Raw genomic sequence first — 13,530 nt, 5'->3', positions numbered from 1 at the left:
GCAATAAAGCCAACCCTCTCGTGCTATCCATGCCGGGCCACAAAATGGCTGATGGCCGCCGCTGCATGCTGCATATTCTCCTGCTCACTCACGCCACTGGCTTTTCGCGGTTTGAAACCATGATCACCATCGGTCAACCAATGGACCGATACGGCGGGTGAGAAGGGGAAATCGGCCAGTTCGGCGCGACTACCGAAGGTATCGCGCTCCCCCTGCAACAGCAGGGTTGGCACTGCAATATGCTTGAGTACCTCGCCTCGCCAGCTGTCGGGCTTGGCCGGAGGGTGGAAAGGATACCCGAGAATGAGCAATCCTGCAGCATTCATCTCACCCTCGCCTTCGCTATAGAGTTCCGCCGCCATCCGCCCGCCCATCGACTTGCCCGCCAGAAACAGTCGTGGATGGGCAAACTCGCGGATCATGTCGCGCCAATGAGCAAGCAGCACAGGCGCCCTGTCAGGCGGGCGGCGCTTGCCATCCTGTGCTCGCCTTGTCATGTAGGGAAAGTTGAAGCGCACCACTTCGATGTCGGGGCCAGCCAGCAGGCGTGACAACTCGGCAAGAAAGACATGATCCATCCCCGCGCCTGCCCCGTGGGCCAGCAAAATGCGAACGGGGGCATCAATTGCCCCCTCGCGGATCACATCAGGCATCGGCGAGCCTTGCCCTGCGACGCGCCTCTTCCTGCTCCACCAGCTCCAGCATCCAGTCGCGGAAGGCCACGATCTTGCCCTGATCCGACTGTTGCTCTTGGCACACCAGATAGAAAGCATTTTTGCTCACCAGCACCTGCTCGAACGGGCAGATAAGGCGGCCGGCCTCAATCTCGGGTTGTGCCAGCACGCTGTGGCCAAGCGCCACCCCCTGGCCGTGGATCGCCGCCTGGATCACCATGGTAGAGTGGCTGAAGATGGGCCCCTGATTGACGTTGGGTGCATCAATATCTAGCTGGCGGAACCAGGCCTTCCAGTCGCGGCGGGAGGTATCGTGCAGCAGGGTATGAAGAGTCAAATCTTGCGGCGTACGCAGCGGTTTGGGCCCGGTCAGCAGCAAGGGGGAGCAGACCGGGATCAGGTATTCGGTATGCAGCTTGTCCGAGCGCAAACCCGGCCAGTTGCCGCGCCCGTAGTAGATGGCCACATCCACATCGTCGGTGAGCGACCCTTCGTCAAGGTCGACCGCCTTGATCCGTACATCGATATCAGGATGACGCTCGCTGAATTTGACCAACCGCGGCACCAGCCACTGGATGGCGAAACTCGGCTGCAAACTGACAGTCAATGCCCCCTTGGCACTGCGGGCCAGCAGCTTGTCGGTCGCCTCTGAGATGGAGGCAAAGATGTCCTTGATATCCAGGAAATAGCCCTGCCCCTCTTCGGTCAGCAACAAGGAGCGGTTTTTGCGGCGGAACAGCTTGATGCCAAGATACTCCTCCAGCGCCTTGATCTGGTGACTGATGGCAGCCTGAGTCACAAACAACTCTTCTGCTGCGCGGGTAAAGCTTAAGTGACGAGCCGCAGCTTCAAAGGCCTTGAGGGCATTGAGCGGGGGTAAACGACGAGACATGACACCAGCCGACGATGAGTTTTTCTAATGGGGCGCATTATAATTTGTCGGTTGCGGGTCGACCAGTGAATAAACATAATTCGCCCAGCAATCAGTCGTCATATGGCTCACATTTTCTACTACGTGTTGGTTTACATGTGTTTTTAGTGAGTCTTTCGACTGCGATTGTGGTGTTGTGTTTCTTCCTCTGCGGGAAGAGGGGCTCAAATCTCACCGGTTTGACCCAGTCTGTCATCTGAATGTGTTTGGCGCCTCCAGCTGGATGGCGCCTTTTTTCATCTTCTATACCTTGAACTGCCCCACCAGCTGCTGCTGCTTGTCCGCCAGCGCAGAGAGCTCGCGACCATTTTCGGCGGATGTCGCCGCCTCGGCCCGAATGGTGTGGCTCACATCGCGAATGTTGCTGACGTTGCGGTTGATCTCGTCCGCCACCCGGCTCTGCTCCTGCGCCGCCCGGGCAATCTGCTCGTTCATCTGATGGATGGTGGAGACCGACTGGATAATCTGCTCCAGCACCTGCACCGAGAGATCCACCTTGGCGAGGGTCTCGTCAGCCTGTCCATGACCATCGCGAATCGCCTTGACCACGGCGCCGGTACCGGATTGCAGTTGGCTGATCAGAGTCTGGATCTCGACGATGGCATTCTGGGTGCGACCCGCCAGATTGCGCACCTCATCAGCCACCACGGCAAAGCCACGGCCCTGCTCACCGGCCCGCGCCGCTTCAATAGCCGCATTCAGCGCCAGCAAGTTGGTCTGCTCGGCAATTCCCTGGATCACGATAAGAATGTCATTGATGTTGTCACTGTTGGCGGAGAGTCGCTCCACCACCGGCTGGGCATCGTTGATGATGGTCATCAGCTTGCGCATCGCCTCCTGAGTGTCGGCAACGACATATTTGCCCTCTTGCGCTGCGGCGTCAGTGGTGTTGGCAGCCGCCACCGCCGAGCCGGCATTACCGGAGACCTGCAACGCCGTGGCGCTCAGCTCTTCAAATGCCGTCGCCACCAGATCGATCTCCTGATACTGGGCCTGCATGCCGCTGCTGGTGCGCTCGGCCACCTGCGCGGCTCGCTCGGCACTATTACGCGTACCGGAGACGGTATCAATCACCTGACTGATGGTGGATTGCAACTTGTTGAGGAAGCTGTTGAACCACTTGGCCAACTCGCCGATCTCGTCTTGCCGCAGGATCTCGATACGCTGGGTCAAATCCCCCTCGCCGCTGGCGATATCCTTGAGACGGGCAACTACGGCGCGGATGGGTGCCACAATCTGGCGCGCCATCAACCAAATAAAACTCAGGGCAACCAGCGAGATCAGCACTCCGATCGACAGCTGCGAGACCACGCTGCGATTGGCCTCACTGGCCAGCTCATCTTGCAGTTGCTGGGCCGAGGCCAGTACTACTGCCCGTGGCAATTCAATGTAGATGCCCCATTTACGGTCGGTGCCACGCATGGATACCGGGACAAAGGTCTGCAACAGGGTGCCATCGCTGCTCCAGCGAGTCAGCTCCTGACCCTGACTGAGCCAGCCTTTCAGCTCGCTGGCCAGCCCCTGATACTTCTGATCCAGCCCACGCCCCATGGTCACATCGAACTCATCGGCTCCCGCCACGCGCCCCTCGTGACTGACCAGCAAGATTCTGCCCTTGCCGTCATAGAGCTCCTTGTCCATGGTACTGACCAGACTCTGCAAAGTGGCCAGCGAGATATCGACCCCGACCATCCCCAGCAAGGTCTCCTGCTCCAGCAGCGGGACCGTCACCGAGGTCATCAATATCTGTTTATCGCCCACATCGTCCAGATAGGGCTCCAGCAGGCAGAGGGCACGGGTGCGAATACTGCAGCGATACCACTCGTTTTCGATTCCACCAGCCTCAGTCGGGCTCTCATCGGCCAGTACATCCTCATTCTGCACTTCCGGCTCTATCTTGCCGTTGTCATAGGCCCAGTAACTGGAAAAACGCCCCTTGTCGTTGGAACCCAGCGCCGTTGAGCCCTGATAGTTGCTGTCTTCCCCATCCAGCTGGTCAGGCTCGAACACCGCATAGACACCAAGCAGATTGGTCGATGAGGCAACGGCATCGTGCAGTTGCTGATTGACGGCGCTGCGCAGCGCCTCCGAATGGACAAAGTTCTCGGCCGCATTCTTGCGCTGGAACAACACGCTCTCGGCCAGCAAACTGGCGCGGAAATAGGCCTCATCGAGATAGCTGGTCACCTTGGCCGCCTGCTCCGAGCCCATCGCCTTCATCCAGTTCTCGGCAGACTGCTGCGCCTCGTGCATGGTGGCTTGCCGCACCTGCTGTTGCATCTTGTTCGCGTTGTAAATCGAAGAGGCAACCAGAGCGGCGGCTGTCACCAACAGACAGCAACCGGCGATCAGGGTAATCCGACCCTGGACAGAAAGAGCGCTCATGCCAATATTCCTACGTCATACAGATATGGATAGATTATCGACTTTATAAACAAAAACTTAACTCTCTCACAGCAAATCCAGCGAGAGTTGATTAACTTCACCCTCTTTTGGCAAACCCACCACCAAGCCCAGCAGGCGAACCGAACGCCCTTGTGCCCGCTGTAGCCCCTCTTTGAGCAGGGGAACGAACAAGGCTGGCTGATAGCCACCCTGACTGCGATAGACTGTGGTCTGGTGGAAGTCGGCAAACTTGAGTTTAATCCCCTGCCCCATCACCTGCTCGGCAGGGCACGCCAGCTGAAATCGCCGCTCAAGCTCCGGTAGCAGTTGCTGCAATACCTTCAGGCAGGCGGCTTCGTCACAAACATCGCTCGCCAAAGTGGTCTCCACCCCGATGGTTTTGCGGATCCGGTGCGCCTGCACCGGCTGTTCATCCAGCCCCCAGATCCGGGTCGTCAACATCTCCCCCAGCTTGCCAAAACGACTGCACAGCTCTTGTGCCGACAAGGCCCGCGCATCCTCACAGGTGTAGAGCCCCTGAGCCTCCAGCCGCTCGGCGGTCTTGCGCCCCACCCCGGGCAGTTTGCCGAGGGGCAACTGGCAGACAAATTCGGCCACTTCGTCGGGACGAATGACAAACAGACCATCAGGCTTGCGCTGCTCCGAAGCGAGCTTGGCGAGAAACTTGTTGGGGGCCACTCCGGCCGAGGCGGTCAATCCCAGTTCGGTGACGATGGCTTGCCGGATCTCTTGCGCCATCAGGGTGGCGCTGCCGCCACAACAGCGGCTGTGGGTCACGTCGAGGTAAGCCTCGTCCAGCGACAGTGGTTCAACCTGATCGGTATAGCGCAGGAAAATGGCTCTGAGCTGACGGGAGATATCCTTGTACACCGCCATTCGCCCAGGGATCAGTACCAACGGCGGGCAGAGTTTTTTCGCCAGGGCGCTCGGCATGGCGGAGCGCACCCCGAACCGGCGCGCCACATAGTTGCAGGTCGAGATGACGCCGCGCCGCTCGGAGGCCCCACCGATGGCGAGCGGCACCTCCCGCAACGCCGGATTGTCCCGCATCTCCACCGCGGCAAAAAAGCAGTCCATGTCGATATGGATGATCTTGCGCATACCACTGTATAAATAAACAGACATGGCACCATCTTACCCCAAGGATAATCGCAGCTCTATCTCTCTCGTTGCGGCTAAAATAGTAGACTCCAAGGAGACCTTTACTACCACAATGACAAGGAGCGTTCGGGATGAAATATCTTTGGTTGGGACTCTGTTTGCTGCCGTTGACCGGCATCGGCAAGAACAACCCGACGGCAGAGTGCCGCTGGCTGTACGACCGGATTGAGATACTGGAACAGGCTATCAAGAAAGGGGACAAGCTCGGCACAGAGCAAGAATTGGCACGCTGGAAAACTGAGTACAACAAAAAACAGTGCTCACAGTACGACTACTGAGCCGGACAAGATGGCGTGACCGACAACGGCAGATAACAAGCGGGCCCCGATCAAGATGACCGGGGCCCGTTTTTCAACGCATGGCCAGCTTGATTCTGCAGCAGAGTGCGCTCAAGGCAGCACCATAGGGCCAGCCACGGCGGTAGCCACGTCATCCCCGCGCAGCACCCGAACCAGTTCAAGCGCAAACTCGATGGCACTGCCCGGCCCCTGACTGGTGATAAGGCGATGAGCCTCATCTCTGACGACCCGCTCACGTGACAGCTGCGATGTCGGTAGTCGGGGCTGAAAGCCGGGATGACAGGTGACGATGGCATCACCCAGCAGAGCATGATGTTGCAACACCACCACAGGGGCGGCGCAGATGGCAGCACGCCAGCGACCAAGAGCGACCTGCTCTTTGAGCAGATCAATGGCCAGCGGGGTATCGCGGATCACTTCGCTGCCGGGCAGACCACCGGGTACCACGATGGCTTCAAAGTCCCGACGGGTCAGCTCGTCGATATGACAATCGGCCACCAGCTGTACCCCGCGCGATGCCTTCACCTGCCGAGACCCGGCAGGGCAGCAAGAGGCCAGCACCACCTCGATGCTGGCGCGCACCAGGGTATCGACAATCGCAACAGTCTCTATCTCTTCCGACCCGGGGGCCACCAGCACCAGTACACTCACGTTCGCCTCCTTGCTGCTTGCTCGTAAAAGATCAGACGGCCTGGCTCTTCTCTTTAATCGCCTGATAGAGACCCTGATTGACCGGTACAGCAATGCCATGCTGGGCAGCCTTGGCCAACAGGAAGCCGGTGATGGCCTCGATCTCGGTCTCACGTCCCAGCTCCATATCCTGATGCATGGAGGAGTAATTGTCAGCGGTCAGCTCCACCACTGTCATCACCCGGCGTTGCAACTCCTCTGCCGTGGTTGCAATCCCTTCGGCACACATCACATCCGCCACTTCCACGCAGATCTGCTGCAGGGCATCGGCAAAACGGGAGCCAACCAGCTCGCCATTTTTCAGCTTGTAGAGAGCCGTCAGGGGATTGATTGCACAGTTGATGGCCAGCTTTTGCCACTGGCGCGTCAATACCTGCTCATCCCAGCCAGCCTGCCCCAGTGCAAGCGCCAGCTCGTCCGCGAGCGCAGCATGGGCCTTGGCGGCGTCGTTGATCGGGCCAAGCCAGGTTTCCCCCTTGCCAGTATGACGGAAGACAAAATGGCCGCACTGCATGGCGCCATGGCTGGTGACACCGGCAATCACCGGATTGTGCGGGAACATCTCGACCACCTGCTCGGCAATGCCCATCCCGTTGTGCAGCAGCACGATCGGCACGCCGGCATCCAACTTACCCACCAGCGGCGTCAGTGCGGCAATCACCTGACTGGCCTTGGTCATCACCAGCAGACGCTGGATCTTGCCGGGTTTGCTGACAAATCCGCGCTCGATATTGAGCAGCTGGACATGCCCCTCCAGCGAGGTGAAATCGATCCCCGGATGGAGCGTGGACTTATGATGTTCGCGCAACAAGACACGGGTGGATTGACCACTCAAGGTCAACAGGGAGGCAAAAACGCCGCCGAGGGCGCCACAACCCAACAGTGACCACTTCGGAGTAACGGGTGGAATAACGAGCTGTCGGGAATTTTTTAATCCGCTTGGCATGGTGTGACTCTGTCAGGGTAAGGGTTGCAATCCTCTCAACCTGTTACCGGGGATAAGTGAAGATGTCGCTGGTGGACACTAACGGGTCCACCCGTCCTGTGCGCAGGGGATTCTAGCAGAGCAACCCCATCAAAATCAGCAAATTTGCCCGTTTTCTGGTAGATTTGCCCCCCGATAACGCAACATGAGGAGCTCCGGCTATGCCGTCATTCGATATTGTCTCTGAAGTCAAAATGAACGAGGTGTTGAACGCAGTCGACAACGCCAATCGTGAACTGGCCACCCGTTTCGATTTTCGTGGGGTAGAAGCCAGCTTCGAGTTGAACAAGGAAGAGGTAAAGCTGGAAGCCGATGCTGATTTCCAGCTCAAGCAGATGGTCGAAATCCTGCGCGGTGCCCTGCTCAAGCGCAACATCGAAAACAGCTCCATGGAAGTGGGTGACTCAGTTCACTCCGGCAAACGCTTCCACCTGACCGTCAAGTTCAAGCAGGGGATCGAGAAAGAGATCGCCAAGAAGCTGGTCAAGCTGATCAAGGACTCCAAGATCAAGGTACAGGTCGCCATCCAGGGTGATGAAGTACGTGTCACCGGCAAGAAGCGTGACGATCTGCAAGAGACCATGGCACTGGTCCGTGGCGCCGAACTGGGTCAACCGATGCAGTTCCAGAACTTCCGCGACTGATTTATCCACTCAGCCGTGGCGCACTTGATGACTCGCGCCACGCTATCTAAATCGCGGCCATAAAAAAACCGGAGCAGATGCTCCGGTTTTTTGTACCCCAAGTTTTATTAGAACTTGTAGGTAACAGAGAAGTAGTGGCTGAAGCCGGTGCTCTTCCAAGGAGTACCATCGAATGCAGTGGAACCATCTTTGGTACCATAAGCATCCATAAAGTACTTCAGACCGTAACCAACGGCATAACGATCGGAATGCCAGTAGATACCGTGGAAAGTAGCCAGGTTGTCGCTGGTACGGTCAGCACGGTCATGGGTATCCAGACCGAACTGATAATCCAGATAGCCTTGGTAGGAGACAAAGCTACCATTGCCGAAGGTGTAGAAGGGCTTGAACCAGTTCATGGAGAACTGATAACCGTTCCAGTCGCCTTCTTCTTGAGTAAAGAACTGGTTCTCAGTGGAATGACGGGCATACAGGTTCATGCCTACCTTGCCAAACCAAGGAACCATCACATCGGCGCCCAGACCAATCTGATTTTCCATCTGCTTGTCGCCGACGTTGTTCAGGTTAGCAATGTAGAGCTCTTGCACAGGACCAAAGGAGAGATCTTTACCGGTCAGAGCATCCAGAGACATGCGCGGCGCAAACTTCATGAACAGGTTCTGACCATGGTGTTTGTTGCTGTGGCGGGAGTCGAAAATATCGAATACGTCGACATAGCCGTACAGATCAAACAGGCCGGAGCGACCACCGAATTCCATTTCAAAATAGGTATCGTTGTAGTCCTCTTCACCGGTGGTGAAAGGGCGCTGGTCGATGGTGTGCATTACGTTGAACTGCATCCACTTGTAGTCATTCTTGTGGATATCACCGCTGTAGTCAGCAGCGAAGGCCGGGGTAGCGGCAGCAGCCAGCAGACCGGCAGCGATCAGAGTCTTGGTAAATTTGGCCATTTTATTGGTCTCTTGTGCGTTAGTTGAGGTTTTCCGTAGCCTGCCCACAAGGAGCGAGAGGGATTCTAATCAAATAAAATTGGGGGTGAAACAACTTCTCGGGAACTTTATCCGGAAGTGTGAATCTAATCACCCCCGATTCTACGCAAACGCTTGCTATTTGTCAGCCGTTGAGAGCAACTCACTCCCTTTTCTGGCGACCAGCACAATCAACAACAACACGGGCAAGCCCAATAAACTGGTTCCGACAAAGAAGGCACTGTAGCCAATCTGCTCCACAACCTGCCCGGAAAAACCGGCCAGCAACTTGGGTAGCAGCAACATTACCGAGCTGAACAGGGCGTACTGAGTGGCCGAAAATGCCACATTGGTCAGGCTGGAGAGATAGGTCACGAAGGCTGCGGTAGCGATACCGGCACTGAGGTTATCCAGCGAGATAATCAGGGTCAGCAGTTCCAGGTTGTGACCAACCTGATTGAGCAGGGCAAACAGCAGGTTGGTGCTGGCGGTGAGCAGCGCCCCCAAGAACAGGATGCGCAACGTACCGAAGCGCATCACCAGCACGCCCCCCAGCGCAGCCCCCACTAGCGTCATGATGACGCCAAACACCTTGGTAATGGTCGCAACCTCGGTCTTGCTGAACTGCATATCCACATAGAAGCTGTTGGACATCACCCCCATCACCACATCGGCAACCCGATAGCAAGCGATCAGAGCCAGGATCAGCAGCGCCGAGCTGCCATAGCGACGAAAGAAGTCGGCAAACGGACACCAGACCGCCTCATAGCCCCAGGCCCCCGCACTCGCCAGCAGCGCAGGCCACCCTTTTTCCAGGAGCTGCGCCTTGCGTTCGGCCTGTTGTTTGCCCTGCTCGGCCAGATCGATATCCGGCTCGTGGCAAAACAGCGTGGTGATAACCCCGAGTGACATCAGACCCGCCATCACCAGATAGGTAATCTGCCAGCCACGATAGTCATAGCCGCTGTTGCTGCCAAACCACGCCGCCAGCGCCAGCGCACCAGCGCCCGCCATGATCATCGCCAGTCGGTAGCCGCTCATGTAAGAAGCAGCCATCGCCGCCTGTAGCCGCTCGGGGGCGGATTCGATGCGATAGGCGTCGATGACGATATCCTGAGTCGCCGAGGCAAAGGCCACCAGCAGGGCAAACATCGCCAGCTGGGCCAGCTCGGTCTTGGGATCGCAGAACGCCATGCCGACCAGCGCGGCGGCAATCAGCAGCTGGGAGAAGAACATCCAGCTACGGCGACGCCCCAGCAGCGTGGAGAGCAACGGCAGCGGCATGCGATCCACCAGCGGCGACCACAGCCATTTAAAGCCATAGGCGAGCGCCACCCAGCTCATATAGCCGATATCGGTCAGGCTGACATCGGCCTCGCGCAACCAGAATGAGAGGGTACCGAACACCAGTAGCAACGGCAGACCCGATGAAAAACCCATGGCAAAGAGAATAAACACCCGAAATTCGAGATAGACGGCGAGGGACTCTCTCCAGCTTGGTTTGCGGATCATGTTCAACTACCTGACGACTTTGGAAAAGTGCGTCATTTTGGCAGGTTGATGGCAGATAGCCAAGGCGAGCAAAGATATAGGTCAAAGAAGCCCGGATAGAGAAAAGGCCCATCCCGAACGGGATGAGCCTTGTATTGTGGCCTGACGAGGGCGAGGTGACGAACCGCGTCCGGCGAGAGTTACTTGCCCGCTTTCTTGTCGACTTTCTTGTCTGCCGGAGTTTCTGCCAGCAAGACCACCTTCTTCAGAATGATGGGACTGGTCGGCACATCGTTGGCGCGCAGAATGGGGCTGTAACCGGTCTGTACCTGAGCCAGCTTGTCCAACACCTCCATCCCCTGCACCACCTGACCGAACACGGTATAACCCGCAGAGCCACCGGCGTTGAGGTTATTGTTGTCGACCAGATTGAAGTAGAACTGGCGAGTAGCGCTGTCGACCGCCTGGGTGCGAGCCATAGCGATGGAGCCACGCTTGTTGGGCAGACCACCGCGCGACTCGTTGACCACAGGCTCATAAGTTGGCAGTTGCTGGAACTGCTGGTTGTAGCCCCCACCCTGCACCACGAAATCCTGGATCACCCGGTGGAAGATACTGCCGTCATAGCTGCCATCAGCCACGTAGCGCAGGAAGTTCTTCACCGTCTGGGGCGCCTGCTTGGACGCCAGCTCCACCACGATATTGCCGTGGTTGGTCTCCATTCTGACTTTCGGGCCCGCGAACGCCAGCGGGGCGATCAGCATGGCCAGCAACCAGAGTTTTTTCATCATCAGACCCCTGCACCGTTCGGTTGACCTTTCAGGTAACCGCGCAGCGCATCATCCGCCATGATCTGCTGCAGCACGCTACCCAGTTGCAGGTTCAGTGTAGACTCCAGGTCGGCCATGCTTGGCTCGCTCGGGCTCTCCTTGCTGGAGGACATGTTGAACTGCTTGGTCAGACGGTTGCCCTGGAAATCGGCGATCACCTGCAGGCTGACGCGGGACTTGGTGACATAGGTAAAGGTCTTCTCTTCCACATTGACTGCGGCGTTGGAGATCACCAGCGTCAGGTTGGTGGTGCCACTGTTGCCCACTTCGAGACCCTGGCTGCGCAGCCCTTCGGCCAGCCGCTCGGCCATCAGCAGGTTGAGCGGACGCTCGCTGTTGACCAGCACGGGGGCTTTCTCTTTATGTTTGATGGAGAAGACGTAGGCAGCCTCACGCTTGTCTACCCCTTCCATGGTGATGCGATTGCCAGAGTAGTATTGCTGGTTGGCGGGGATCACCTGCGGATTGAGCAGCGCCGTCTCCGGCCAATGAGTGGCACACCCGCCCAGCATCAGGGCGGCCAGCAGCAAGAGTGACTTTTTCATCATGGTTTCCTTTGGCTTTAGCGTTTGATGGCTTTCAAAATAACGAATTTGCTGTTCGACGCAACGACTTGTGCGTTGGCAAACAAGCGCTTGAGTTTGTTGTGATAGTCCAGATGACGGTTGCCTACTATCCAGAGTTCACCCCCCTGAGGCAACACCCGGTGCGCATCGCTGAACATCTGCCAGGCGATATGATCGGTGATCGCCTGTAACTGATGGAAAGGAGGATTGCAGAGGATCCGATCCGCCGAGCCGACTGCCACCCCGTCGAGACAGTTATTGACCATAAAGCGGGCACGCGGCAGTGCATCGGGCAGATTGTGCTCGACGTTGAGCTGTGCCGAGGCAACCGCCATATAGGATTCATCGATAAAGGTCACCTCCACCTCGCTGTCTTTGGCGAGCAGCGACAGACCCAGCACCCCGTTGCCACAGCCCAGATCGATCACCTTGCGGGCACTGTGGATGGGCAGGTTGTCCAGCATAAAGCGGGCACCAATATCGAGACTGGTGCGCGAGAAGACGTTGGCATGGTTGTGGATGAGCATGCCACTCCCCTCCAGCGGCCAGACAGTCGGGAAGGGGTTGGCCAGCGCGGGACGTTCTGCCTGCGGCTCGCAGTGAATGAGGCGCGCCTTCTTCCAGGCCAGCGAGGTACGGGTAGGCCCCAAATACTTCTCGAACAACTTGAGGGTGGAAGTATGAATATCCTTCGCCTTGCCGGCAGCAATAACGCGGGTTGCCGGTGTCACCACCGCACGCAATGCCAGCAGTTGCTGCTCCAATAGAGCCTGATATTTGGAGACCTTGATCACCACAAGTGCTGGGGCATCGGGCAGCGGCGCCAGCGCATCCTGCAAGCGGATACCACCCGCATCCAGTCCGTTTTCGGCCAAATTGGCTAGGGTCGCCCGCTCACTGATGTAGGAGTCGGTGACGCAGCAGGGGGAGTACGGATGCAGATAGGCCGCCAGCGCGCCAAAGCCATCATTCATTATGATGACGGGGCCCGCCTGCTCAAGGGGAGACTCCGCCAGGGTATTGATCAGGTATTCGTCAGCCGCATCCCAGGCTTGCAGGGTCTCCTGACTCTGGCGCGGATAGCGGTAGAGCGTGAGCTGGCAATGGGGAGTGTCGAGAAGGGTTTGCATAGGAAGAGTCCAACCTCGGCTTGATTCGTGTATACAGGCGCCAGGGGCGACGCAAAGTGGCGCTATTCTAGCGAGGAGCAGGAATTTCACCAGTTCGATGCGCGTCAAGGGAGCAACTGACGGGTGATTTCCCTCTTACGGGGGCTTATTCCATCCCGCGACTGCCGATAGAATGGCCCGACATTCACTCTGGAAGCCAATCCGATGACCATCCAACAACTGATTGAAGCCAAGCTGACCGCCGCCCTCTCCCCCACCGTGCTGGAGGTGATCAACGAGAGCCACATGCACCGTGTGGAACCGGGATCTGAGAGCCACTTCAAGGTGGTGATCGTCAGCGAGCAATTTGCAGGGCAGCGGCTGCTGGCCCGTCATCGTCAGGTCAATGCGGTGCTGGCCGACGAGCTGGCCGGTGCAGTTCATGCACTGGCGTTGCATACCTACACAGAGAGCGAGTGGCAGGAAAAAGGCCACGCCCCGCGCACCCCGAGCTGCGTTGGCAAACCGTCACTCTCCTGAAACCGGTTGTACCACTGGATTCCCCTTGAGAACCTGCCAACAAAAATTAAACATATTTCCCCCATTGGCCCCGAAAAGGCTACATCCAAGGGGGTATATTTCGGCATCAAGGCTTTTTGCTGATAGTGGAGGCAACGGCAAATACCCCCATCGAGGTATCGAAATAAAAAAACCTTTAAAACCACTACTTACAAGGTGTCAGGGGCTTATTCATTGCAGGTTAATTTTGTGATGGC

General features: G+C 57.5%; 14 protein-coding genes. 3 read left to right on the top strand and 11 right to left on the bottom strand.

Features of this window, described 5'->3' with window-relative positions:
* Window positions 1–23: 23 nt before the first annotated feature.
* From OKB77_RS01260 to dinB, 4 genes are all read right to left on the bottom strand, one after another.
* Entirely contained in the window at window positions 24–653 is a 630-nt protein-coding gene (locus tag OKB77_RS01260) for an alpha/beta family hydrolase (RefSeq protein WP_150390363.1), read from the bottom strand.
* Window positions 646–1,566: a transcriptional regulator GcvA gene (locus tag OKB77_RS01255; RefSeq protein WP_005338622.1), complete on the bottom strand. Its 921-nt coding sequence runs from the start codon at window positions 1,564–1,566 to the stop codon at window positions 646–648. Before OKB77_RS01255 ends, OKB77_RS01260 begins: the two co-directional genes overlap by 8 nt.
* 282 nt (window positions 1,567–1,848) lie before the next feature.
* Window positions 1,849–3,990 carry a methyl-accepting chemotaxis protein gene (locus tag OKB77_RS01250; RefSeq protein ID WP_113739001.1) on the bottom strand — a complete coding sequence of 714 codons (2,142 nt, stop codon included), beginning with the start codon at window positions 3,988–3,990 and terminating at the stop codon, window positions 1,849–1,851.
* A gap of 66 nt (window positions 3,991–4,056) precedes the next feature.
* Window positions 4,057–5,112, bottom strand: a complete 1,056-nt coding sequence (gene dinB / locus OKB77_RS01245; protein WP_129504629.1) for a DNA polymerase IV — start codon at window positions 5,110–5,112, stop codon at window positions 4,057–4,059.
* 131 nt (window positions 5,113–5,243) lie between these two features.
* Between dinB and OKB77_RS01240 the strand changes: the two genes are divergently transcribed.
* A complete protein-coding gene (locus OKB77_RS01240; RefSeq protein WP_005338629.1) occupies window positions 5,244–5,450 on the top strand; it encodes a hypothetical protein in 207 nt (68 codons plus the stop codon).
* A 111-nt stretch (window positions 5,451–5,561) separates the two neighbouring features.
* On the opposite strand, the gene OKB77_RS01235 is transcribed toward OKB77_RS01240, so the two are convergent.
* On the bottom strand, window positions 5,562–6,122 hold the full coding sequence (locus OKB77_RS01235; protein WP_129504579.1) for a DJ-1 family glyoxalase III: 561 nt from the start codon (window positions 6,120–6,122) through the stop codon (window positions 5,562–5,564).
* A gap of 31 nt (window positions 6,123–6,153) precedes the next feature.
* Window positions 6,154–7,107, bottom strand: a complete 954-nt coding sequence (locus OKB77_RS01230; RefSeq protein ID WP_129504580.1) for a ketopantoate reductase family protein — start codon at window positions 7,105–7,107, stop codon at window positions 6,154–6,156.
* A gap of 200 nt (window positions 7,108–7,307) precedes the next feature.
* On the opposite strand from OKB77_RS01230, the gene OKB77_RS01225 reads away from it, so the two are divergent.
* Window positions 7,308–7,790 (top strand): YajQ family cyclic di-GMP-binding protein, encoded by a 483-nt coding sequence (locus tag OKB77_RS01225; protein WP_005338634.1) that lies wholly within the window; start codon window positions 7,308–7,310, stop codon window positions 7,788–7,790.
* A 107-nt stretch (window positions 7,791–7,897) separates the two neighbouring features.
* On the opposite strand, the gene OKB77_RS01220 is transcribed toward OKB77_RS01225, so the two are convergent.
* The 5 genes from OKB77_RS01220 to OKB77_RS01200 form a co-directional block, all read right to left on the bottom strand.
* Window positions 7,898–8,740, bottom strand: coding sequence for a nucleoside-specific channel-forming Tsx family protein (locus OKB77_RS01220; RefSeq protein ID WP_042053245.1), 843 nt, complete (start codon window positions 8,738–8,740; stop codon window positions 7,898–7,900).
* Window positions 8,741–8,896: 156 nt separating this feature from the next.
* Window positions 8,897–10,276 carry an AmpG family muropeptide MFS transporter gene (locus tag OKB77_RS01215; RefSeq protein ID WP_265775715.1) on the bottom strand — a complete coding sequence of 460 codons (1,380 nt, stop codon included), beginning with the start codon at window positions 10,274–10,276 and terminating at the stop codon, window positions 8,897–8,899.
* Between the two features lie 173 nt (window positions 10,277–10,449).
* Window positions 10,450–11,037, bottom strand: a complete 588-nt coding sequence (locus tag OKB77_RS01210; RefSeq protein ID WP_042053243.1) for a peptidylprolyl isomerase — start codon at window positions 11,035–11,037, stop codon at window positions 10,450–10,452.
* A gap of 2 nt (window positions 11,038–11,039) precedes the next feature.
* Complete coding sequence (locus tag OKB77_RS01205) at window positions 11,040–11,624, bottom strand: YajG family lipoprotein (protein ID WP_005349692.1); 585 nt, start codon at window positions 11,622–11,624, stop codon at window positions 11,040–11,042.
* A 17-nt stretch (window positions 11,625–11,641) separates the two neighbouring features.
* Window positions 11,642–12,775: a methyltransferase gene (locus tag OKB77_RS01200; protein WP_270816821.1), complete on the bottom strand. Its 1,134-nt coding sequence runs from the start codon at window positions 12,773–12,775 to the stop codon at window positions 11,642–11,644.
* Window positions 12,776–12,979: 204 nt separating this feature from the next.
* Here OKB77_RS01200 and OKB77_RS01195 point away from each other — a divergent pair, with 204 nt between their 5' ends.
* Window positions 12,980–13,294 carry a BolA family protein gene (locus tag OKB77_RS01195; RefSeq protein ID WP_064337123.1) on the top strand — a complete coding sequence of 105 codons (315 nt, stop codon included), beginning with the start codon at window positions 12,980–12,982 and terminating at the stop codon, window positions 13,292–13,294.
* Window positions 13,295–13,530: the final 236 nt, after the last annotated feature.

The organism is Aeromonas sp. Y318-3 (assembly GCF_027706185.1).
In the GTDB taxonomy this organism is placed as follows: Bacteria; Pseudomonadota; Gammaproteobacteria; order Enterobacterales; family Aeromonadaceae; genus Aeromonas; species Aeromonas veronii.
Note: the sequence above shows the minus strand (reverse complement) of the source record. Positions and strands in the feature narration are given on the sequence as shown.